The sequence below is a fragment of the Bacillus coreaensis genome (genome assembly GCF_050586445.1).
Classification (GTDB): Bacteria; Bacillota; Bacilli; order Bacillales; family Cytobacillaceae; genus Robertmurraya_A; species Robertmurraya_A coreaensis.
Genome location: NZ_JBOCCY010000015.1, coordinates 52,145 through 76,204, shown reverse-complemented (window position 1 = coordinate 76,204; position 24,060 = coordinate 52,145). Strand labels below are relative to the sequence as shown.

Genomic DNA, 24,060 nt, shown 5'->3' with positions numbered 1-24,060 from the left:
TAACTCGATGTTTACCAAGTATGACCAGTGTTAATATATGTTCTGCAATTCTTTAAATGAATAGAAATTAACTAATAAGAAATTCTGACTCCGTTACACAATTTGTGCACAAAAGTGTGCACAGACTTATTTTTTTTAATTGATTTTAATTGATCTAGATTGACTAACAACATGCTAAAAGCCTTGATATACCAGACTTAATTGTTTTTAATTGAACTTATTTTACTCAGTTGTTCAATAGTTTTTCCTCTGGCAGCGTAGAGGTCAGGGGTTCGAGCCCCCTATGCTCCATACACAAAAACTCTTCATTAGAAACAGGTCCACAATCCTCTAGTGGTTTTACACTTATGCCAGGACGCACATAAAAAAAGACAAGGAAAATTCCCTGTCTTTTAATCTACTAATGAATAACTCTCATCACTCTACCATTAAACGTATTTGCCCAATATCCACTCGACATATTAGCAATGGCTACACCTGTTGAACTTTGCGATCCAATAAATTTGCCACCTCCGATATAAATTCCAACATGTCCATCCTGTTTGTATGTATTAAAGAATACCATATCACCAGGACGCATCTCATTTACAGATACAGGTGTACCAGTATTTTTTAAAGTATCCGTGCTAGCACCAACGCGAACACCAGCCTGTGAAAATGCCCAAGAGACAAATCCAGAACAGTCAAAACGTCCATTCGCGATGTCAGAGGCTGTTCTTCCACCACCAAATACATAGACTGAATTCCCAATATATTTATTGCCTGCATTTATAACAGTCGAAATAGAACCAGATGAGACTGCAGTATTTGAAACAGGTATTGAATTAGAGCTGTTAACTGAAGTTCCTTTACTTGTCCCAGTTTGTGATTTCGGTGAGACAGAACCCGCTGTTATCGCTGCCTCCGCAGCTCTTTGTAATTCTGCTTTCTGCTCTTGAAGACTTGAGATTTCTGCTTTACTATCATTTTCTTGGTTTACTAACTGTGCTCTTAGAGCCTCATTGTTTGCCTTTTGCTCAGCAATTTGAGCTTGCATTCCCTCTAGTTCAACCTTCATATTGTTCAGGTCGTTTAACTTTTGCTCAACTTCCTTGTATTTCTCTTGTACTTCCTTTCTATCCGCTTCATGCGCTTCTATCATTTCCCGGTCAGCATCTAGTATTGTTGCAACTACTCCAACACGGTCAATAAAATCACCAAAACTTTTTGAACCAAATACTACATCAAAATAACTTAACTGACCACCGCTAGCTTGATACGAAACAGCACGGGCTTTCAAAGTTTCATTACGGGCCGTAATTCGTTCTTCAATCTCGGAAATTACTTTGTTTAGTTGGTCAATTTCAGCCTGATATTCAACAATTTGGGCATTTGTAGATTCAATTTTAGCGCTGTTGTCAGCAATAGCTTGTTCATTTTTTTGTATTTGTACTTCTACTTCCGAACGCTGTGCTTGTAAACTACTAAGCTGTTGTTGAGCGCTTACAATATTACTTTGAATACTATGAACGGATTCGGCATTTACTGGTGAAACAGTAAGTAAGCTACCTATTCCAAGTGTTACTGTTGTAATTAATGTAGTTAATGTAGTTAATGTAGTTTTCTTCAATTTATTTATCCTCCCTGCTTCTACGCAGCGACACAATTTATATGTATAATTAACATTTCGACAAATACCTATGATAATAGTATTATATCATCAAAATCTGACAATAAAGATTACAAATATATTTCAAATATTACTAAATTCAACATAATTTTTAAATATCATAGTATTCTAGTTCGGGATGAAAAAATACTAATTCATCGATAAATCCTTATCCTCCATTTCATGAGTAAGTCTAGTCTCACGAGCCCCTTCACTGATTGATATCCAGTGGATTGGGGGTATTAGCACAGTAGCGAGATGTTTGATATTGAAATTAACGAAAATGAAGCTATTACTTTTCAAAGGACTTATGAAGAAGATCAAAATAAAATAACTCTATTTCCTGAAATTGAAAGACTGTTAGAATTACTTAATAAAAGAGGTAAACAGCTAGGCATTCTAACGAATGGACCTCACCAACATCAATTGATGAAAATTAATCAGTTGGGACTAACTAGATGGATTCCTAAAGAAAATATTTTCATATCCGAAGCAATTGGATGTGCGAAACCGACTTCCCTCGTTTTTGAAACCGTTGAAAAAAAGCTTCTGTTAAACAAAAAACGTACAGTATACATTGGAGATTCTTTTGTTAATGATGTAATAGGTGCAACCAACTGTTTCCCTACATAGATAGGAAAAGCTCCACCTACTGGTAAGCAATTACTTTTTTCTTGAAAAATCTCTTCTAAACCACCATTGGTCAACTCCTGAGCCATTGCCCACAAACTACAATGGCCTGTTTTTAAAACCGTATTCCTTTTGGCTAAAGCAAAGTCAATATTTCTCTGTGATTTACTACTCCCTACATACTGAAAAACAGGTAATTTATCGCTTTCCCTTGTAATTCTTACGATTACATCTTCTTTATATTCCTGAGATAATTGTACAATCAAATTTCCTACGGATAATGCAACTTGACTATCAAAGATTTCAAAGACAAATAACTCCTCTATTTCTTCCAAAACCTTTGCACACCCTAGCGGATATTGTCCTTTCAATTCACTTTTCAATTTATTTAACATCCCAAATTCCTTTACCTTCCAAATTTATGTTTTTCAAAAGCCTATATCAGTTCTGCACATCTTCAACTGGAGACTTCGTACCTAGTTCTAGAGAATCTAATCTTCTATTAGTATTAATATAGTTCGCCAGTATGTTTTGGTAGGATAAAGTCATCCCGGTTCCTTGAGTATATGGGGCATATTTGGTTATAGTTATCTGGTTATTCCACTTTACCTTTGGTCGACTTTGGTTATATTTGACTGTCAATATACTGTTGGAAGGGAGGTTTATGTATATCGTTTATCCAGTATGGAGACGAATCGGGTTTGATTCGAATGAATCGACCTTATCTACAATAGCTATTGTTACTATGATGATCGGTTTTTCACATTGTGGCAGGACAAGGTGCTCATACAGTCTGAAGCAAAACTCTCTTGGTTGGGAAATAGGCGGAGTTTTTCCGGTTAGATACAGAATGAAGCTCGTTTCGGGGCATATAAGGGGAGTTTTTCCGGTTATACAAAGCAACCCCCACCCATTTTCACGCTTTTCGAGCCAATAGGCGGAACCTCTCCGACTATAAGAGCTATTTTTTATTTTTTTTACTACTTAAGCGGAATTTTTCCGTTTATTTGAAACCAAAATAATTAAAAGCCAAGCATACAAATAGGTATGCTTGGCTTTATTGTTAACTATACTATCTGAGTTAATTATAGCAACATACAGTAGATAAAAAATGAGAATAATCATAGCCACTCTTCGAACTAACCGTAAACGAGGTCTCAAACATTTGGTCTTCCTATATAAAAAGTAGTATGGAGTTGATATTATCCAATAGGCATATTGTTTTTGGTATGACTCATTTTATCTCACTCCTTTCTTATTAGTTTTTTCCCAACCTGTATTAATTATTTTTGAAATATTAAGACCAACATTTCATAAAATACCACTAATGTAACAAGGTGTTTCATTTATGTAACACATAATTTTAGTTGGTATACATAACAATAAGCTCTTGACCTATTTTCTATTCTCCACAACAAAAATAGAATATATATAATTAGATTTCAAAATAAATTAGAAAAAATCATATATATAATGATTATCTTAAAAATGAAGAATAGGTAGGTTAAGAGTATGAAAAAGGCTATTTTTTTGGACATCGATGGAACTTTGGTTAACGATAAACTTTTAATTCCTGAATCCGCCAAACTAGCTGTACAAAGGGCTAGAGAAAACGGTCATCTTGTTTTTATTTGTACGGGGAGGTCCAAAGCACTAATATTCCCTGAAATACTAGAAGTTGGATTTGATGGTATTATTGGTGCTGCTGGCGGGTATATAGAAATGGATCAAGAGGTGCTCTTTCACAAAATGATTAAAAAAGAGGATTTAAAGCATATTGTAGACTTTTTTATCACTCATCGAATAGAGTTTAATCTGGAGTCGAACATCGGTATATTTACAAGTAAAAATGCTAACAAGCATAGCCGTTCTATTTTAGAAAGATTACAACATGCTCATCCTAATTCTAAAGAGGAAATCGAAAAAGGTTTAAAGTCTTTCCTAGATACTTTCATCGAGTGTGAAAATCCAATTAGAGATGATATTAATAAAATCTCCTTTTTCGGTTCAGAATTACCGATTGAAAAAATAAAAGGAGAATTTGCATCTAAATTCACAGTCATCCCTAGCACAGTATCTGCTTTTGGAGAAGATAGTGGTGAAGTATCCATTCTAGGTGTAAACAAAGCGACAGCTATTGAAAAATTAATAAACCACTTAAACATTAAGAAGGAAGATACCTTTGGATACGGTGATAGCTGGAATGATTTAGAAATGCTTGAATTCGTTCACTACGGAATCGCAATGGGAAATGCACATGAAGCTGTTAAGAAAATAGCTAATGATGTGACTGATACACATGATGAGGATGGCATTTATAATAGTTTTAAAAAATATGGATTGATCTAATTCATTTCAAAAAAAAACGCCAAGGCGGTTTTTTTGATGTTATTTCTCTAACTTACTTAAAGTAGGTCCCATTTTTTAATGGCCTCTTCCTTTTTCTTTAAATCATTGAGATTACTTGTGTACTCTTTCGCATAGATAATTGAAAAAAGCGTATCGAGGATATATTCAAACGATATTTGAGAAGAAAATGTTCCTACTTTGAAAAAATCATATTCATCATGCGGGACCTCAATTGTCAGATTACATAGTTTAGACATTGTTGATTCAGAATTACTAGTTAACATGATTGAAGGAATACTCATTGAAGCGAGATATTTTATTATTTTCATGTGTGAAACTGAATTCCCAGTATAACTAATAAAAATAGCACAATCCATTTTGTCCATGCTTAACGTATTCCATATTCCTTCTCCATATTCATCAGCGATGATTAAGTGCTTATTAATTTTAATAAATTTGTTTTGAAAGCTACGAGCACGAATCTGGGAATCTCCAATGCCAAATAGAAAAATTCGTTTCGAACTTCTAATTATTTCAACTGCTTTATTTAATTGATTCCTTTCCAACTTCACTAATGTCTTTCTAATAGTTTCAATCGTCAAATCAGCCATTTTTTTGGCAATGTTGATAGAACTATCAGTTGGGAGAAAAGGAAAGTTAGGGTCAACATGCCCAATAGTATGCTTATTACTTTGAATTTCATGGATTAATGCTACTTTGAAATCCCTATAACCTGAAAATCCTAATTTCTGAGTAAGCCTAATGATTGCAGAGTGGGATGTATAGGTATTCTCTGCCAACTCTTGAATATACATATTCGGGACATCTTCTTGGTTTATTAAAATGAAATCAGCAATTCTTATTTCAGTGTCAGTAAACCCTTGCTTGTGTTCAAGCTTATGTAATAATGTCATATTTTCCCTCCATTGGATTGACAATACATAATTATTTATATCGATTAATTTCATAACTAATATACCAAATCACAAAGCTGAACTCTTCTTTAAACATTATGTTCAGCCTAACGTCATCGATTCTAAGTATTGTTGAAAATGTGGTCCTGTCTGATATATAAGCGTTCTCAATACTTAGCATCTCAGATATAATCAAGCTAGCAAAAGAGAATTGGAGGAGTTTTTTATGTTAACGATTGCTTATATCGGAAATGGAAAAAGTACGAACCGCTATCACCTACCTTTTTCATTAAAAAACGAAAACATCCGAGTGAAAACTATTTACTCTCGACGAGATAACAGTGTTTGGGAGAAAATACCTGAAGTAAATTATGTTCATGATTTAAATAAAATCTGGCTCGACGACGAGATTCAATTAGTCGTCATTTGTACTTCAGAAGAACATTATGAATATGCTAAATTGGCACTGGAAAATGGCAAACATGTACTAGTCGAAAAGCCATTTACACAGACTTCTGACCAAGCAAAAGAGTTATTTACCTATGCAAAAGAAAAAAATCTATTTATTCAATGCTATCAAAATCGCCGATTTGATTCAGATTTCCTAACCGTACAAAAGGTGATTAATAGTGGTGTATTAGGAGATATTTTAGAAGTGGAAATGCACTATGATTATTTCAGACCTGAAGTACCAAAGTCTTTAAAGTTTTCTAGAGAGCACAGTTATTTATATGGACACGGATGTCATACGATAGATCAAGTTCTCTCTTACTTTGGTAATCCCAATCATATTTCTTATGATGTAAGACAACTTCTTGGAAAAGGACATTTCAATGACTATTTTGATTTGGATTTCTTTTATGATTCCAAAAAAGTTTCTGTTAAATCTAGTTATTTCCGCCTGAAAGAACGTCCTAGCTTTATCGTTTATGGTAATAAAGGGGGTTTTGTGAAACAAACAAAAGATAGACAAGAAGAGCATTTGAAACTATTTTATATGCCAACCAATAAGGACTTTGGGATTGATTTACCAGAACACTATGGCGTTCTAACTTATGTGGATGATGATGGAAACTATCATGAAGAAAAAGTCATTTCTGAAGTTGGTGACTACGGACGGATTTACGATGGAGTGTATGAATCAATCATTCATGGAAAAGAAAAAATTGTTAAGGATGAAGAAACCATACGGCAGATGGAAATTTTAGAAGAAGGGATTAACCATATCAAAGAATAAAATTTACTAGGTTCTGGCCAGATAGTCGCAGATATCATAACAATGGCGGGAGATTTACCAGATACTTAGTTTCTATCTTTGGAACAGAGCAAACCAGCAGTTGATAGAGTTAAAACTGTACAATACTAAAAATGAAACCTCTTCAATTAAATGAAGAGGTTTCACAAAGACAGTAGGCAAACTTACAATCCTACGAGTTTGAATTTCATTTTTTTATTCTAAATTACTACATGGATAAACTAAGTGCTAATTGATACAATGACATATCAATTTCGTGTATTTCTGTCGAAGCTTGTTCAAAAGTGGTGTAAGTGATTTTACCATTCTTTACACTAACCATACTTCCATGATCCCCACTAATGAGGATATCCACAGCTTTTGCCCCCATCTGACTACCTATCATCCGATCATAGGCAGTAGGCGTCCCACCACGTTGTAAGAATCCTAGTACAACCACCCTAGTATCTAGTTGTATGTGGTCTTGTAACTCTTTTTGTATATCCTCAGCACTACACACACCCTCTGCAACAATGATGATACAATCCTTTTGTCCACGATCCCTTGCCGTTTGAATACGTGCAATGACATCTTTAATATCATAAGTTGCCTCCGGAATAATGATTGATTCTGCTTCCGAACAAAGTCCAGCCCATAAGGCAATATCCCCTGCACCACGTCCCATAACCTCCACAATTGAAGTTTTTTCGTGTGAATAAGCGGTATCACGAATTTTATCAATCGCATCAATTGCAGTACTTACTGCTGTATTAAAACCTATTGAATAATCTGTACCAGATATATCATTATCGATGGTTCCAGGTATGCCCACAACAGGTAGTCCCTTTTCACATAATTTCAACGCACCTTGAAAAGATCCATCTCCACCTATTACAACAAGTCCATCAATATTTAAATCCTTTAAATTTTGTATTGCTTCATGTTGAGATTCATCCAGTTTAAATCGCTCACTTCTTGATGTACGTAGTATCGTTCCCCCACGCTGTATGATTCCATCAACAAACTTTTGATTCATCGGAACGATATTTCCTTCTAACAGACCCTCATAACCATTGTAAACACCGAATACTTCTAACCCCTTATCGATCCCTCTCAAAACTACCGCCCGAATGGCAGCATTCATTCCCGGAGAATCTCCACCACTAGTTAGTACAGCAATTCTTCTCATAATTTCCCTTCTTTCATTATGTAATTTATAAAGCAGTTTCAGTTACATGCCTACTTAGCTATTCTCTAAGTATTAAATATTAAACTACTTCTTTTTATTTCTCTACGAAGTATTTTAATATTTAATATATTTTTCTTCTTCGTTGGTGTCAACTATCTATAAATAAGAGCATCTTATTCATAATAATTCCTTCATCGCACGTGCTAAAAGTCGAAACTCTTCCATGTATACTCCATTAGACTTCCCAAAGTCTGAATATGTTTTTACTTTTTGATTAAAACCCTTATAAAAACAAAGGAACTTCCATTGCTGCCAATTACAATCTACGACCATTACTCTCCAGTTATAAACACCCTATGATATGTCAATAACTAAGACATAATCATAAGGAGATGGAGTATTATGATCCACAAATTAAGTAAACTAGGTGATACCGATAATAATTGGTCCAATCTTAAAATGGTTGGAATTAGCTCAGAAGACCACTATCAATGGTTATGGGAAGTTTATCTTCATTATGGAGAAGTAAAACGTATACTAAGTTCAAAGAGAGCGCTTGGTATGTATGGAGGAAGAGAAGCAGCGTGGAATTCTGTTGGATATACCCCTCCTGAAATCGAGGAATATGTTAGGAATCTTGGTAAAATGATCGGACAACTGTATATTTCCACAAAGGATATCGAAAACCAACACATTTCAGATATATCATAACAACAGAAAATTAGCGGCCTCATCTCAAAAGAGTAAGTGGTTCAGTTTTTGTGGAGAAACATTAGAAATAACCTTTAAAATCATAACCCCAATCCCATAGTGATTGGGGGCTTTAATAAATCTTATTAAATCAACGATTATTGAATTATTCTACATGAATTAACATAACAGTTATCCGTCTAAATCTCAGGATGACAATATCTATTGTCAACTTGTTTATTAGAGTGCGAATTCTTCTGTTAAAATACTCCTGTTTTGAATAAACCACTTATTTGGACAACAATAGGCAATTTCACGGTCTTCCTGTCCGAATCCACCTCGTATTCGGACAACTATAGGCAATCTCACGGTCTTCCTGTCCGAATCCACCTCGTATTCGGACAATTATAGGCAATTTCATGGTCTTCCTGTCCGCATCTACCTCGTATTCGGACAACTATAGGCAATTTCCCAGTCTTCCTGTCCGAATCCACCCCGTACTCGGACAACAATAGGCAATTTCCCGGTCTTCCTGTCCGAATCCACCTCGTATTCGGACAACTATAGGTAATCTCACGGTCTTCCTGTCCGAATCTACCTCGTATTCGGACAACTATAGGCAATCTCACGGTCTTCCTGTCCGAATCTACCTCGTATTCGGACAACTATAGGCAATTTCCCGGTCTTCCTGTCCGAATCTACCTCGTATTCGGACAACTATAGGCAATTTCCCGGTCTTCCTGCCCGAATGAACCTCGTATTCGGACAACAATAGGCAATTTCCCGGTCTTCCTGTCCGAATCCACCTCGTATTCGGACAACAATAGGTAATCTTCCAGATCATCCCGTCCTAATGAACCTCGTATTCGGACAAGAATAGGTGCTAATTAATATGTTCATTCAATTGCTAGATTTACTGTTATTTACTATGTGATTTATAATGTTTGTTTAGTATTTCTCCACGTTATCGGAACTACTTATCAAAAGAGTTGGGGCATTGTTTTTATCAAGATTTTGTAGCATCTTCTATAATCCAATCAGATGCCCTTAATAAATCAGGAAATACGGCATCTGCTAGTGGGTCACTCTCTCCAAGAAATACACCTTTAGTTCCTACTTTCTTCCCTGCTTGGATGTCTGTGTCCGTATCACCGACCATATAAGACTGTGCTAGGTCAATCTGATATTTTTCGGCTAAGTCAGTAATCATTTTCGAGCCAGGTTTTCTGCATACACATCCCGCTTTTGGTTTATGAGGGCAGTAGGCCACATCTTTGATGACTGCCCCCTCCTTTTTAAGTTCACCTATCATGTGTTCATGAATCGTTTCGAGTTGATTCACTTTCATGAACCCTAGCCCAACTCCCCCCTGATTTGTCACAACAAAAATGTTGTCTCCAAACACTTTATTTAATTTTCGTATAGCCTCTGGAACACCAGGTAAAAAAAATAATTCCGATGGCTTGTTTACGAATTTTACTCTTTTTGTTAACACTTCGTTTATAACGCCATCTCTATCTAAAAATACCGCTTGTTTACCCACCTTTTTACCCCCTCAGTTTATTTATTTTAATCATGTACATATTGACGTAATACTATTACCAACCTTAGACATAGATAAAAAATAAAAACACCCCAATTGTTAGATTTTAATGTCTAACTACTGTGGTGCTTCTAACCGTATGCTGGTATCTCTTACGAATATTTAGATTTAATTACGCAAGAATTTGTGTTTTGATTTTTTCAAACATCTCTTCTTTGCCCATTCCTGTGAGTAATGGCACCCCATCGATAACTCTACTCTTTATATTATCAGGTACTAACGTAGTTGACACAATAATATCGTATTCATCGATGCGGCTTAATTCCTCACTGATCTTTGATTGATAGAGCTTAACCTTATTTTGAAGTCCATTATCTTCTAACCATGTCTTTACCTTTCCTGTTACAATTGTAGATGTTGCAATACCCGTTCCACACATAATCAATAATTTTTTCATTTCTTATCACCCTTTTTTTGTAGTTTGAATTTCTTCTTTTTGTCCATAAGTAGTACTATAAAAATGGTTACACTGCTTAATCACTTCTTTGCTAAGCGGCTGGAGATCTGGTTCATGTAAGGTAGCATAATGTGCATATTCTGCTGTTTCCTCTAAAATGACAGCTGCCTTTAATGCATGTTCAATATCTTTTCCAACAGTGAATACTCCATGGCTTCGAAGTAACACAGCAGGCGAATCATAGATATGATCTATAATCTGCTTCCCTATATCTTCCTCACCAATAGCAGCATAATCAGAACAAGGCACTCGATTTTTAAACAAATTAGCTGCTGTTGTCGTGTAAGAAGGTATATCGAGCCCACGTATCGCAAAGCTTGTTGCAAACGGAGAATGAGTGTGTACTACACTATGAATATCATCACGATGGCGATAGACATATAAATGACTTGCCATATCTACCGACGGTTTTAATCTTCCCTCGATGACATTTCCATCTAAATCAACAATGACCATATCCTCTGGCTTTAACACATCAAAGTGAACCCCACTTGGTTTGATAACCACCCTATTACTCTCATAATCTCGATAGCTTACATTTCCACTGGTCCATTTGACAAGCTGTAATTCTTTTAATGCTTTATTCGCGTCACATACTAGCTGTTTCCAAATCTCCAACATTGTACATCACCTTCTATCACATAAAGTTTTCATTATAAACTGGTACCAACGTCATCGTTTAACTTTGCTTCACGTTTAGGTTTAATTTTATTTATATATATTAAACCCGCTAAGGCAACAACGCCTATGATCGTAATTCCACCCCAGCTAAGAAACTGTGCTAATCCAACAAAAATAAATGTCGTCCAGACAGCCCCATCAACGAGTGCAGAAATACTAGAATTCCCTGCCATATCAAATTTCGCAGCCAAAGCAGCATCGGTAATTAATGGTGCCGCCCATGAAGCTATTAACAATCCAACCGCCATGTATATAGTTCCTGCAACGACCGTTCTAATAATATTCCCTCTGAAAACTGGTGTCATCAAACAAACTAAGAATGGAATTGTTGCTAAGTCACCAAATGGCAAGACTTTGTTCCCTGGTAAAATGACAGCTAAAAACAAGGTGATTGGTACAATAATTAATGATGCTGATAGAACAGCCGGATGCCCTACCGATAAGGCACTATCCATTCCAATATAAAGATCTCGTCCTGGCATCCGTCTTTTAACAAACTCACTAGCAGCTTCTGAAATAGGAGAAAGCCCTTCCATAAGTAAAGATACCATTCGAGGCATTAACATCATAACGGCTCCTGTTTGAACAGCAAGCTGCATCACTTCACTCACACTGTAACCTGCCAAGAAACCAATCACAACCCCAATTAACACACCCATTACTGTTGAGTCCCCGAAAATCCCAATTTTCTTTTGAATGGTTTCAGGATTGGCTTCTAATTTATTAAAACCAGGTATTCTATCAAAGACCCAATTTAATGGTTTCGCTACTAAATAGGACGGAGCAGATGCACCATGTGGAAATGTAATCTTTGGAAACCCATAAAATTTTTGAACATCCTTGGCAATTAAATCACCTAGGAAGAAGATCACAACTAAATGGATGGCAATCGTATATAGGCCAAGTGCAAAGTTTCCAGTTAGAGCGTAAACTAGTGAACCCGTAAAGGCACAGTGCCAATAATCCCAAATATCAACGTCCAATGTTTTTGTTAACCCTGTAATCAATAGGACTACATTTAAACCGATACCTAATGGAATGGCTAAACTTCCTAAAGCTGTACCGTATGAAATGGCTGCAGCAGCAGGCCAACCAACATCAATCGTACCGAGTTGAAAACCAAAATTATCAACCATCGCTTTCGATGCAGGCCCTAAACTGTTTGTTAACAAGCCAATGACAAGGTTCAAACCAACGAATCCAATTCCAACAGTTAAACCCGCTTTAAAGGCTTTTGCTGGTTTGGTTCCTAGTATAATTCCAAAGATAAACAGTAGAATAGGTAGCATAACACTTGCACCAAGATCAACGAACCATTGTAGAACAGCCATAAAAATCCCCCTTATTCAATTATATTTTTTACTCTAGTCCAACCTTATTTAACAATTGCTGTAAGCCTTCCTGACTCTTACACTCAGCAAAATCCTTTAATAATTCTTGGTCTTGAAAGATCTCCATTAACTGTTGTAACATCGTTAACTGATCCTCGGATTTTTTTAATGCAAGCATGAAAATTAATGAAACATCAACCTCTTCATTCCCATTTCCCATCAAGCGGAATTTAACCGGTTCTTTTAACGAGGCAAAAGCAATCTGTGGTGTAATGACTTTATCAGCATCTGTATGGGGAATTGCTACCCCAAGGGTCCCGACTGCCAGGCCGGTTGGAAAAGTATCTTCTCTTTCCAAAACACCTTTCTCAAAAGTTGAGGAAACTAAGTTCGCTTCATATAAAGACAAGGCCATTTTCCTAATTGCATCTGAACGATCACTTGCTTCTAAATTAATAAACGTAATATTTTTATCAAAAAACATGGTTTTTCCCCCTACTGTCTCAACTTCCGTTGATAATAAGCCACGCATCAGTTACCTCCTTTGAGTCTAGTAATTTAGACATTTTTTCATTGTCTTCAGCAAGATCTGCCAATTGGAAGAGTGCCTTTAAATGGCGATTCGGGTTATAAATAGCGAGCGGTGTAACAATGGATACCTTCTGTCCATTAGCAAACTCTACCGGATTCTTTAAAATAAGCATTGCAAATGCGTCAGCTAGCACTCCCTTTTCCGTTGCCGCATGCGGAATCGCCATGTTTTCACCTAAAAAACTGTATATCTGCTGATGATCATTGTCTTCAATTAAAGTGTTCACATAAGATGATTTGATGATATTGTTTTTTACTAAAGGCTCACAGGCGATTCTAATTGCCTCTTGCCAATTTTCAACGTTGTCTCTATATTGAATAAAATCACTAGGTAAAAATTTCCTCAAACCATACGATATAACATTATTGTCTTTTATATCCCTCTTCTGACTATCTTGAAATAAACTGGACAACGAAGTCATCAAGGCGGTCTCATCTGTTATAATTGCGTTTTGTTTAATGGTTTCTATTAATTTATTTATATTAATAGTTTCATAGCCACTCTTATCGATGGTGGAAATAACTTGTTTTCGTAACAATTCTTTTTCGTGTAAAGTCATGAGTGGATTAATTAAATACACAGGTTGCGCGGACTGGATTGGAATGGTGCTAAAAATAATATGGTAATCCTGTTGATACATTTGGAACTGTCTTAAAGATAGGCTTTCTGCAAAATAAAACTCTGGAAATATTTCTTTCAACGTTTGCTTCATTATTTTTGACACAGTCAGACCGTTTGTACAAATAACTACTGCTCGTTTCTTTTTATGAAGCTCTTCACCCTGTTTAATGAGTTGCCCTGCAAGAAACATTGTAATAAAGGCAAGCTCACCTTTTGGGAATTTCTCTCCTATTAATTTTTCGAGTGGATTTATTGAAGCTGAGACCATCTCATGCAACTCCAGGTACTCCTCGATTAACTGAATTGAGTAATGTTCTTTTAATGTAAGATGATATTTGATCCGATAGTATGCTGGTCTCATATGAATCATTAATTTATCGAGGATATCTTTTTTATCATCAATAAAGATACACGATTTTTTTTCAAAAAGGTCAAGCATATCCAGGATTGCAAACTTTAATTCGTTTAACCTTTGATCAGTAAGAATATCCGATTGAAGAACATTTGAGGTTAATAGTTGGAGTGTAAGCCATATTCTTTCACTTATTGGTAAATCCATATCCTCATTTAATAGTAGCTCCGTAACTAAGTATTCCTCCGTATCAGCTAACTCCATTATGCCAATGTGAAAATCAGCGTTTAAAAAATGTCCCTGTTCAATTCGGGAAAAAATTAATTCTATTATATAAGGTAAGCTTTCATAGCTTTCATCCGTTAAATGGATGTTTAATGAGGTTTCAATAGATTTTACTTTTTCCGTCATTGGAGAAATATCGAGTTGTAAAACCTTCTCGAAGTACTTATGTCCATTAAACAAATTTAAAACGGATTTAACTACGATAATTAATAGTTTTCGAATTTGAAATTCATCCCCGGCAATTACATACCCATCAGCTCGGCTATAAACGATGGACAAGGAATACTTTTTAATGAATTCTGATGCCTCTTTGATATCGCTTATCCCTGTGTTTTTGCTTACGTTAAAAAGATCAATTATATGAAATAGTGAAACCTCTTCTTTTTTTCCGAGTAAATATAAAATAATTAAAAGTGCACGTTCCTTTTCAGTCGGGATATATTCTTGCAATTGATTAACAGATGGATGCGGGACTGAAAAATGCTCAAATATTTTTTTATCAATAATAAAGTTACCGTTTCTACTCTTTGTTATCGGTGTTAAATTCTTCGTTTCTAACCAATGATTAATTTTCTCAATTGAGTATGAGATCTGCCGTCTGCTAAGCTTAAATTTCCCTTCTAGTTCCTTATTTTTTATTTGAGGTGTTCTAATTAATTCATTTAATAAATTTACACTTCGATCATCAAGGAACATCGATATACCTCCTTCTGTCTTTATTATAGTTGAGGTGCCGAATAAATTGAAAACGTTTTCATATCAATTTTTCTCCTTTACTAACATCATTTTGTGTGCAAGTTTGTGCCGAATATTTTACATTTGTTCATAACTGTTACCTTTGTAATAAACTTACCCCTTATAGTACATTTTCGTCAATCACTTTAGAGTGAAAATTACCGGAAAAATCTTTTCTAATGGTATTCCAACCCAAATAGCAAATAAAAAAACGGTACCATCATGGATACCGTCTCATTTGAATTACACTTTAATACAAACTCTTCTATATTTTTATCATGTGGAATATATGCTTGTGCAGCCGCCACTCATGCAACAAGAACACCGTATGATGAACAGCAAACAAAGGCTTTCTCTAAAATTTATTATAATTTATTAATTTTTTTTAGGGCTTTCCGTGTTTCGTCCACGTATCTCATAAGACGATAAGGTTTACTAAGTGCCCGTTTCGGAAACTCCCCAATGAACTTGTTTAAATCATCTTTATATTCTTGTGTTAGCCTGGTAGGTTTCGAAATAATACGTTTATATATTTCTTTATATAATTCTCTTTTAGGATTTAAGTGCATATCAATTTTACGATGGCAATTTGTACACTCTGTACTTGATATTTTATCATTTAAATACTGAACACAATGAAGTGTTTCATCATGACAACGAGAGCAATATAGGGAGACATCATACTCAGTGATCTTCAACTTAACCTCTCCTTATTTAGGAATACTTTTTTGCATTTTTATTATTTTCCCAATGTAGACCACAAATTAATATTATATTATATTCGACTTTTCCACAAAAAGGTACAAGATAGTGTTTAGTGGTTAATTTTTTTTAGAATTGCACTTGCAGTTAATTCATCGGTAATTAAAACATCAATAAATTTCCCTTTTAATGCTCCCAATATACTTTCTACTTTATGTTCCCCTTCAACGACAGCAATTACTTTATTGATACATTGAAATTCTTCAATGGTAATTCCAATTACTTTGGTATTTAAAGAATTATTGATCGCCTGGCCATTCTCATCAAAAAATCGAAAACCTATATCTCCAATCGTTCCAACCTCACGGAGCTGAATTAAATCATTTTCTTTTAAGTATCCTAATTTCATCAAGGTGGAGTTCTGGAAAGGATTTCCTATACCAACGAGAGCAATATCTACATTCCTACCACTTTCTAAAACTGTTTGGATATCCTCCATACCCATTAACCGCTCTTTTAGCTCTTCATTTTCAACAATTGCTGGAGCGTATAAATAAGTACAAGTACTGTGAAGCTTTTTGGCTAATTCGTTTGCAAGTTGATTAGCATGAATTTGCACCTGCTTCACACCCATACCACCTTCTAGTGGTACAACCGTAATATCATCTCTTCGCTCAAAAGGGTATTCTTGAACGAGATATGCCAACGTTTCTCCCCAGGAGATTCCAATGCTCTTAACATCTTTTAGATTGTTAGAGATATAGCTGGCACCTGCTTGACCAACTTCTCGCTTTGCCATTTCCACAGATAATCCGTTGTTTGGGACAACAACAGCATCAGAAAGTCCGAATAATTGTTCAAGCTTCCTTTCTAATTCTACCGTGTGCACACTCTCATCTTTTATATAGACCTTAACAATTCCTTCATCCTTCGCTCTTTGTAGTAACTTAGATATTACAGGTCTCGAAACACCCAATTTTTGGGCAATTTGTGCTTGTGTCCAGCCATCATTGTAATACATACTAGAAACCTTAACTAATTGTCTCTTTTCTTGCCACTCCACTCTAGCCATCTCCTTCTAGGCGTCATCGATTAACCATTTTACAAATGTTATGTATATGAACATATTACAACATATCTTTTTTAAAATCATCACATCGTATCGCAAAAGTGCCGAGAATAATCATTCTCGGCACTTTTCTGTAACAACTCAATATGATGATACTTGGCTGTTATTTTTATGTTGTTTTTACTAACCAATTACTATACCGCTGATTGTACTGCTTTTTGTTGTTGTCTTAGCTTATTAACCGCATTCACTGCGGCTTCGTAGAAAGTCTCTGATAATGACGGATGCGGATGAATCATTTTGGCAGCCTCATCTATCGTCCCTTCTAAATACATGAAAGCGGAAGCTTCTGAGATCATTTCCGTTACATGTGACCCAGCCATAACCACACCGATGATTTCACCGTATTTTGCCTCATAGATAATCTTTGTAAATCCTTCCGGTTCTCCAGCACTCAGTGCTTTCCCACTACCAGCAAAGTCAAATTTTTCTACACAAATATCAATCCCTTGTTTTTTCGCTTCCTCCTCCGACAGGCCAACGGAGGCGATTTCAGGGAGCGTATAAATACAACGGGGCATGACTTTATAGTCGATAACATCCATCTCTCCAGCAGCATTATTCGCGGCAACAATTCCTTCTGCACTTGCCGCGTGTGCGAGCTGCCAACCGCCGATCACATCCCCAACTGCATAAACATGATTGTGAGTTGTTTCCATCTTTTTATTAACTTTAATGAATGGGCCGTTCTGTTCTAGATTAAGTTCTGTGACTGCGGATAAATTTGGGCGGCGTCCAGTGCTTACGAGTAATGTATCTGCTTGCAATGAAAGCTCTTTTCCCTTTGAATCCTGGTAAATGACGGTTTTCACACCCTCTGTTTCTTGAACTCTTTGCACTTTTGCACCTGTATGGATGTTGATTCCCTTTTTCTTTAACATCTTTGTTAAAAATTTTGAAGCTTCCACATCTTCTGTGGGGATGATCCGGTCAGCAGCCTCGACAATACTTACTTGTGCTTTAAGAGATGCAAAAATAGTCGCAAATTCAACTCCAATCACTCCGCCACCAATAATAATTACTGATTTAGGAATCTCTGGAATATCAAAGATCGTATCACTTGTATCAAAATGAACGGTATCCAGCCCAGCAATTGGCGGCACAGCAGGGGTCGACCCCGTTGCGACAATCACTTTTGCAGCCTTAACAGTCTCTTCCCCATCAGATGTTTTTACCTTTACTTCTCCGCCGGGTAGAACCGATCCATATCCGTTATAAACATCAATCTTCCCCTGTTTTAGTAGAAAGGCGATGCCTCCACGTAGACGCTGAATCACATCATCTTTTCGCTTTTTCATTTTGCTAAAAGAAAAGCTAAGGTCACCAGTTTCAATGCCCCAATCCTTCGCCTTTTCAATTTGCTCAATGACTTCAGAATGTTTCAAATAGGTCTTTGATGGGATACAGCCGCGGTTTAGACATGTTCCACCGAGGAAGTCTACCTCGATGAGAGCAGTTTTTTTACCAAGCTCCGCAGCATGCAAGGCAGCTACATAGCCTCCGGGTCCTCCTCCAACCACAACTATATCGTAGGATTTCACCATGTATTATTCACCCCCTATACCAATAACTCGTATGGACTTTCGAGTATTTGCTTTAACTCTGTTAAGAACGCAGCAGCCGGTGCTCCATCCATCGCTCGGTGGTCGAAGGATAGACTAAGCGTCATCATAGGACGTATTTCAAGAGCACCATTTATAGCCACAGGCTTATCTTGAATTCGACCAACACCAAGAATGGCACTTTCAGGCTGATTAATAATTGGAGTAAATGCATCAACTGCATACATACCCAGGTTACTAATGGTAAATGTAGATCCCTTCATTTGATCTGGAAGTAATTTATTTTCGCGAGCACGTTTACCAATTTCTTTTGCATCACTTGTTAACTCTGCAAGTCCCTTACTCAAAACATCTTTAATTACTGGAACCATTAATCCATCCTGGACAGCAACAGCTAGTCCGATATGAACCTGGCTATGCTGAATAATTTCGTCCCCGTCAATTGATACATTTACCTGTGGATGACGAGCCAGTGCTACACCTACAGCTTTTACGAGGATATCAGTAAACGACAACCGGAAGCCTGTTTGCTTTTCAATTACAGGTAGAAGTGTTTGACGAAGTTCCTTTACCTTCAACATTTCCACTTCTGTCGTTAATGTTACATGTGGTGCTGTGTAAGCACTTTGTGCCATTCTGTCAGCAATTACTTTTCTCATACCCGTCATTTTTCTTCGCTGTGCAGCTGGTATAGAAGCGGCTGCTGGTGGTGCTGGCTTAGAAGAGTTTGCGGTTACCACATCAGCTTTAACGATTTTCCCGTTCGCACCGCTACCAGTTACGGCAGATAAGTCTACTTGTTCGGCTAAGGCAATTTTCCTTGCAAGAGGAGTAGCTTTTGATGCTGATGCAGTCGCCTCTAGATGACTAAGCACATCTTTTTTATGCACACGACCATTTGGGCCGCTGCCTTTAATGAATACCAATTCAAGTTTATTCGAGCGTGCCATTTGGCGTGCTGCCGGGGTTGCACGTGGTTTCTCACCTTTTTGAATATTACTTACTAGTACAGGTTCCTCTTGACGTTCGGAAATCACCTCTTCTATTTGTTCCTCTGCTGTTGGTTCTTCCCCAGCAATCCCTGGTGAACTGTCAGGTACTTTTTCTCCTACTTCGCCAATGTAACCAATAATTTGGTTGACCGGAACTTCAGCGTCGACATCAAAGTATTTTTTTAATAATACACCTTCATCGTAAGCCTCTACTTCAATATTGATTTTGTCTGTCATGATTTCAAAAAGTGGTTCACCTATTTCAACGGTTTCCCCTTCTTCTTTAAGCCACTGAAGGAGGGTACCCACTGCCATCGTGCTGCTTAGCTTCGGCATAAATATTTCTTTTGCCATATTGCCCCTCCTCCTTACTTATTCTTAACAGTTTCTTTAACAGCTTCGATAATATCTGGAACTTGCGGAATGGCCGCTCTTTCTAATTTAGGGTTATAAGGAATCGGAACCTCTTTACCGCCGAGTCGCTTTATTGGAGCATCTAAATAGTCAAATGCTTCGCTTTCAGCAACAACACTAACGATTTCCCCACCGAATCCTCCCCGTTGCACAGCTTCATGAACAACAATTAAACGTCCGGTCTTCTTTACAGAATTAATAATCGTTTCTTTATCGAGTGGAACAATGGTACGAGGATCCACTACTTCTACACTGATTCCTTCTTTTTCAAGTTCCACTGCTGCTTCCATTGCTTTATGAACCATGATAGCAGTAGCAACAATCGTGACATCTGTACCTTCACGCTTGATATCTGCTTTACCTAATTCAATTTTGTAGGATTCCTCAGGAACATCACCCGTCGTTTTATACAATAGTTTGTGTTCGTAGAAAATAACTGGGTTATCATCGTCAATGGCTGCTTTTAACAAACCTTTTACATCATAAGCTGTGGACGGCTGAACGACTTTTAATCCTGGGATATGAGCCATCCAAGCTTCAAGACTTTGTGAATGCTGGGCAGCAGCACCAGTACCCGAACCAGCTGGTGTCCGTAATACCATTGGTACTTTTCCCTTGCCTCCAAACATATAACGGGTCTTCGCAGCTTGGTTCACCATTTGATCCATAGCGATCGTAATAAAATCAGAAAATTGAAGTTCTAATATAGGACGCATTCCAGTTAATGCCGATCCTATTGCCGCACCAGCAATCGCCGCTTCTGAGATGGGTGTATTACGGACACGTTCAGGTCCAAACTCTTCAATCATTCCACGTGTTACACCAAAAGCTCCTCCATAAACACCGATATCTTCACCAAGAATAAATACATCATTGTTTTCCCGCATTTCTAAGCTCATTGCTTCCCTTACTGCTTCTAAATAGGTTATTTGTCTAGTAGCCATGTTTTCTACTCCTCTCTTTACGCGTAAACGTCCTCTAGTAAACTATCAAGGGATGGTTCCGGGCTGCTTTCAGCAAATTTCACAGCATTGTCGATTTCCTGGTTTGCTTCCTCCTGAAGTTGTTTGGCGGTTTCTTCTGTTAATACACCTGCTTCGATTAACGTTTCTTTAAAACGCTTGATTCCGTCTTTTTCTCTCCATTCTTTTTCTTCTTCACGGGTACGATATTTTTTCGCATCGCTCTTGGAATGTCCTTTCCAGCGATAAGTTTTCATTTCAATTAATGTTGGTCCGTTGCCACCACGTGCATGTTCCACTGCTTCATGAACGGTATTCATGATTTCAATCATGTCAAGACCGTCAACCACATGACCAGGGATTCCGTAACCGCTAGCACGATCAGCAATATTTTCTACACGAGTCATTTCTTTAACGGGACCTGACATTCCATATTGGTTGTTTTCACAAATAAAGACAACGGGAAGGTCCCAGATGGCTGCTAGATTCACAGATTCATGGAAACTTCCTTCATTAGAAGCACCATCACCGAAGAAACAAAGAACCACATAATCTTCTTTTTTCATTTTCGACGTTAGAGCTGCTCCTACAGCAAGAGGAAGACCTCCACCGACAATTCCATTTGCCCCTAAATTCCCTTTTTCTACATCGGCAATATGCATGGATCCGCCTTTTCCTTTACAATACCCTGTTTCCCTGCCGAAGAGTTCTGCCATCATCTTGTTAACATCGCCTTCTTTTGAAATACAGTGTCCATGTCCTCGGTGTGTGCTTATGATCTTATCTTTTCTGCCAATCACCGCTATAGAACCAGCCGCAGATGCCTCTTGGCCAACACATAAATGTGTTGTACCGTGAATCAATCCCTTCGCAAAGAACTGGTCAACCTTTTCATCAAAATAACGGATTAACCACATTTCTTTATATAAATCTTTTAATTTCTGCTCAGTAATCATCTCAGGAAGCTTTAATGTTTTAACCATCATTATCTGTTCCTCCTTTTACATTTGTTCCATACTGTTACCTTTGTAAACATCATATAATCTATTCACATTTTAGTCAAGAAAAAAACGTTATTTTTTTGATAATTTTCATTGGACAAATATTGATATATCAACAATGGTAACGGTTCCAAAAATACCGTGGATTTAAAAAAAGGAAAAAGAGATCAAGTTTCATTAAACTTGACCCACCTTTTCCCTTTTGTTTATTTTACTGAAATTACTGTTCCTTCATTAATAGTATTTGGGAAGGAATATGGTGCTGCAAACACCGCTCCAGGCAGAACTTCTTCCATCGGCTCCTGGAAATAAATGGAGACATGCCCTAATTCCTTAAAATTCTTGTTTGCAAGGTCACCTAATGCGGTAATGGTGAAACTCTCTTCACCAAACTGAATCGTTCCTCCCTGCTTTAATGGCTCTTCTTCTAGATTCTCAAATTCATGAATAACAGACATTTCTCTTAATTCCTTCGGTGCTTGTGGACCAAATAAAATTAATATTTTATCTTCTTTAAACGTTGGTACTAATACTCCAATTTCTTTTACCACTGATTTTGTCATCTTGATCCTCCCATTTGCTCGCTTGTCTCTTTATAGTGTCACAAGTGGACGTTGTTCTGTGCTTGTTGGAAAAAGCTGATCTTGAAGTGATCGTAACTTCCATACGGTTGTATTTGTATCTAATTCCACATCATCTTGTGTTAGGAATTGACCTGTCTTGATATCCTTTTTAGCAACTACTTTTCCACTGATTAAACCAATTGGTATATGGCCGTTTACCTTCATGTCCCGGTGTGTTTCTAGGACACCACGTACACTATAGCCACCAATTCCATCTAATGTCTCACCTGCTTTAATGTCCCGTTTTGCCACAGCAACGGTTTCAGAAATCGGTGCTCCAAGTGGATGAATAGAAGAATCATGTTCTAATACTGCTTTTGCGATTGTAATTGGAGTTTCTAGACTGGCTAAGTGGTATGGACGATAAAACACATAGTGTGGTCCATTACCCACTTTTAAGTAGCGAAGTTCTTCGTCAACTGGTTCAAGATCACTTTTTACAATGACGAATACTCCCGGTGCTAAACCGTTTACATATTCTACAACGCCGAAGTTATCTAGTACTCCTCCATTTTCCTTTAGGTCTAATTTATCAGCAACATCTTGAACAGTTGCAGATACACCGTGCATTCCGACTTTATCTGGTACTAAGCCAATCGCGTTACTTAAAAGATTCATTTCCGCCATTGTTTTTGTTCCATCTTGGAATGCAGCTAGCATATGTGCACTCATATGCTTTGCCTTGGCTTCAGCTGCAGCTACGTCTGGGTTTGATAGCGGGTTGAATGGATTGTTTTTGCCTTTCCCAGCAACCAACACTTCTAAGCCCATTGTTTTAGCAAATTCATATAATTCTAGAGTGGCAGCTGGCTCATCCCCTGCAGAGCCTGTGTATACCAACCCAGCATTCGTAAACATTTGGTACATAATTGAACCGATTGTGATATCAACCTCTACGTTAAGAAGGACAATGTGTTTTTTCGAACGCAAAGCCTCCAGTGACACGTTTGCTCCCACTTCAGGAACACCTGTTGCATCAACAATCACTTCTACATGATTGGACTGGATCACATCTCGATAGTCGTTTGATACAACCATTGGATCCTTTCTCGTAGATTGTGAGGAATAATAATCAGCAGCTCTTTGCGCAGCCTGAACATTTACATCACAAACCCCTGTTACGATCATTCCAGGGATTTTTGAGATTTGTGCAATCATTCCAAAACCCATTTGCCCTGCACCGATAACCCCAACTTTAATTGGCGCATTTTCACGTTCACGTTGTAAAAGCTTAGTGTAAATTGACATGAATAATTCCTCCCAAAGGTTAATTAATACGCTTACAATTTTCTTTGTAGAATAGTATTCTTTTAATTGGTTTTTTAGATTCATACAAATGTTATTAATTGTAACAATCCATCTAT

The 24,060-nt window shown here is 37.1% G+C and carries 21 protein-coding genes and 1 pseudogene; 4 read left to right on the top strand and 18 right to left on the bottom strand.

Annotated elements, in window-relative coordinates:
• Positions 1–400: 400 nt before the first annotated feature.
• The gene (locus ACQ5H4_RS18690; protein ID WP_430776505.1) at positions 401–1,609 is read right to left on the bottom strand and encodes a coiled-coil domain-containing protein; all 1,209 of its coding nucleotides are present in this window, start codon (positions 1,607–1,609) and stop codon (positions 401–403) included.
• 297 nt (positions 1,610–1,906) lie between these two features.
• Here ACQ5H4_RS18690 and ACQ5H4_RS18685 point away from each other — a divergent pair, with 297 nt between their 5' ends.
• Complete coding sequence (locus ACQ5H4_RS18685; protein ID WP_430776504.1) at positions 1,907–2,281, top strand: HAD family hydrolase; 375 nt, start codon at positions 1,907–1,909, stop codon at positions 2,279–2,281.
• On the opposite strand, the pseudogene ACQ5H4_RS18680 reads toward ACQ5H4_RS18685, so the two are convergent.
• Positions 2,260–2,673 (bottom strand): annotated as a pseudogene (locus ACQ5H4_RS18680) (heme-binding protein); the annotation flags it as partial. The gene ACQ5H4_RS18685 and the pseudogene ACQ5H4_RS18680 overlap by 22 nt on opposite strands.
• 1,117 nt (positions 2,674–3,790) lie before the next feature.
• Between ACQ5H4_RS18680 and ACQ5H4_RS18675 the strand changes: the two are divergent.
• Positions 3,791–4,627 (top strand): Cof-type HAD-IIB family hydrolase, encoded by an 837-nt coding sequence (locus ACQ5H4_RS18675; protein WP_430776503.1) that lies wholly within the window; start codon positions 3,791–3,793, stop codon positions 4,625–4,627.
• 56 nt (positions 4,628–4,683) lie between these two features.
• Here ACQ5H4_RS18675 and ACQ5H4_RS18670 read toward each other — a convergent pair whose 3' ends face one another.
• A complete protein-coding gene (locus tag ACQ5H4_RS18670; protein WP_430776502.1) occupies positions 4,684–5,541 on the bottom strand; it encodes a MurR/RpiR family transcriptional regulator in 858 nt (285 codons plus the stop codon).
• Between the two features lie 226 nt (positions 5,542–5,767).
• Here ACQ5H4_RS18670 and ACQ5H4_RS18665 point away from each other — a divergent pair, with 226 nt between their 5' ends.
• Positions 5,768–6,778 carry a Gfo/Idh/MocA family oxidoreductase gene (locus ACQ5H4_RS18665; protein WP_430776501.1) on the top strand — a complete coding sequence of 337 codons (1,011 nt, stop codon included), beginning with the start codon at positions 5,768–5,770 and terminating at the stop codon, positions 6,776–6,778.
• Between the two features lie 226 nt (positions 6,779–7,004).
• Here the strand turns inward: ACQ5H4_RS18665 and pfkA are convergent, their stop codons facing one another.
• Positions 7,005–7,964 carry a 6-phosphofructokinase gene (gene pfkA, locus ACQ5H4_RS18660; protein ID WP_430776500.1) on the bottom strand — a complete coding sequence of 320 codons (960 nt, stop codon included), beginning with the start codon at positions 7,962–7,964 and terminating at the stop codon, positions 7,005–7,007.
• Between the two features lie 402 nt (positions 7,965–8,366).
• Between pfkA and ACQ5H4_RS18655 the strand changes: the two genes are divergently transcribed.
• A complete protein-coding gene (locus ACQ5H4_RS18655; RefSeq protein WP_430776499.1) occupies positions 8,367–8,675 on the top strand; it encodes a hypothetical protein in 309 nt (102 codons plus the stop codon).
• A 219-nt stretch (positions 8,676–8,894) separates the two neighbouring features.
• Here the strand turns inward: ACQ5H4_RS18655 and ACQ5H4_RS18650 are convergent, their stop codons facing one another.
• The 14 genes from ACQ5H4_RS18650 to ACQ5H4_RS18585 all read right to left on the bottom strand — a co-directional run bounded on the left by ACQ5H4_RS18650 (position 8,895) and on the right by ACQ5H4_RS18585 (position 23,944).
• Positions 8,895–9,017, bottom strand: coding sequence for a hypothetical protein (locus ACQ5H4_RS18650; protein WP_430776498.1), 123 nt, complete (start codon positions 9,015–9,017; stop codon positions 8,895–8,897).
• Positions 9,018–9,660: 643 nt separating this feature from the next.
• Positions 9,661–10,197, bottom strand: coding sequence for a D-glycero-alpha-D-manno-heptose-1,7-bisphosphate 7-phosphatase (locus ACQ5H4_RS18645; RefSeq protein ID WP_430776497.1), 537 nt, complete (start codon positions 10,195–10,197; stop codon positions 9,661–9,663).
• Between the two features lie 172 nt (positions 10,198–10,369).
• Positions 10,370–10,654: a PTS sugar transporter subunit IIB gene (locus ACQ5H4_RS18640; RefSeq protein WP_430776496.1), complete on the bottom strand. Its 285-nt coding sequence runs from the start codon at positions 10,652–10,654 to the stop codon at positions 10,370–10,372.
• A 6-nt stretch (positions 10,655–10,660) separates the two neighbouring features.
• Complete coding sequence (locus tag ACQ5H4_RS18635) at positions 10,661–11,335, bottom strand: L-ribulose-5-phosphate 4-epimerase (protein WP_430776495.1); 675 nt, start codon at positions 11,333–11,335, stop codon at positions 10,661–10,663.
• Positions 11,336–11,367: 32 nt separating this feature from the next.
• The gene (locus ACQ5H4_RS18630) at positions 11,368–12,726 is read right to left on the bottom strand and encodes a PTS galactitol transporter subunit IIC (RefSeq protein WP_430776494.1); all 1,359 of its coding nucleotides are present in this window, start codon (positions 12,724–12,726) and stop codon (positions 11,368–11,370) included.
• 28 nt (positions 12,727–12,754) lie between these two features.
• Positions 12,755–13,258, bottom strand: coding sequence for a PTS sugar transporter subunit IIA (locus tag ACQ5H4_RS18625; RefSeq protein ID WP_430776493.1), 504 nt, complete (start codon positions 13,256–13,258; stop codon positions 12,755–12,757).
• Positions 13,230–15,272: a BglG family transcription antiterminator gene (locus ACQ5H4_RS18620; protein WP_430776492.1), complete on the bottom strand. Its 2,043-nt coding sequence runs from the start codon at positions 15,270–15,272 to the stop codon at positions 13,230–13,232. The genes ACQ5H4_RS18625 and ACQ5H4_RS18620 overlap by 29 nt, the downstream gene beginning before the upstream one ends.
• An 853-nt stretch (positions 15,273–16,125) precedes the next feature.
• A complete protein-coding gene (locus tag ACQ5H4_RS18615; protein ID WP_430776491.1) occupies positions 16,126–17,085 on the bottom strand; it encodes a sugar-binding transcriptional regulator in 960 nt (319 codons plus the stop codon).
• Between the two features lie 191 nt (positions 17,086–17,276).
• Positions 17,277–18,686: a dihydrolipoyl dehydrogenase gene (gene lpdA, locus ACQ5H4_RS18610; RefSeq protein WP_430776490.1), complete on the bottom strand. Its 1,410-nt coding sequence runs from the start codon at positions 18,684–18,686 to the stop codon at positions 17,277–17,279.
• Between the two features lie 14 nt (positions 18,687–18,700).
• Positions 18,701–20,050, bottom strand: a complete 1,350-nt coding sequence (locus ACQ5H4_RS18605; protein ID WP_430776489.1) for a dihydrolipoamide acetyltransferase family protein — start codon at positions 20,048–20,050, stop codon at positions 18,701–18,703.
• 14 nt (positions 20,051–20,064) lie between these two features.
• Positions 20,065–21,054, bottom strand: a complete 990-nt coding sequence (locus ACQ5H4_RS18600; protein WP_119709613.1) for an alpha-ketoacid dehydrogenase subunit beta — start codon at positions 21,052–21,054, stop codon at positions 20,065–20,067.
• Positions 21,055–21,071: 17 nt separating this feature from the next.
• Positions 21,072–22,055, bottom strand: coding sequence for a pyruvate dehydrogenase (acetyl-transferring) E1 component subunit alpha (gene pdhA / locus ACQ5H4_RS18595; protein ID WP_430776524.1), 984 nt, complete (start codon positions 22,053–22,055; stop codon positions 21,072–21,074).
• A 224-nt stretch (positions 22,056–22,279) separates the two neighbouring features.
• Positions 22,280–22,636 (bottom strand): PTS glucitol/sorbitol transporter subunit IIA, encoded by a 357-nt coding sequence (locus ACQ5H4_RS18590; RefSeq protein ID WP_430776488.1) that lies wholly within the window; start codon positions 22,634–22,636, stop codon positions 22,280–22,282.
• 30 nt (positions 22,637–22,666) lie between these two features.
• Complete coding sequence (locus tag ACQ5H4_RS18585) at positions 22,667–23,944, bottom strand: NAD(P)H-dependent oxidoreductase (RefSeq protein WP_119709615.1); 1,278 nt, start codon at positions 23,942–23,944, stop codon at positions 22,667–22,669.
• Positions 23,945–24,060: the final 116 nt, after the last annotated feature.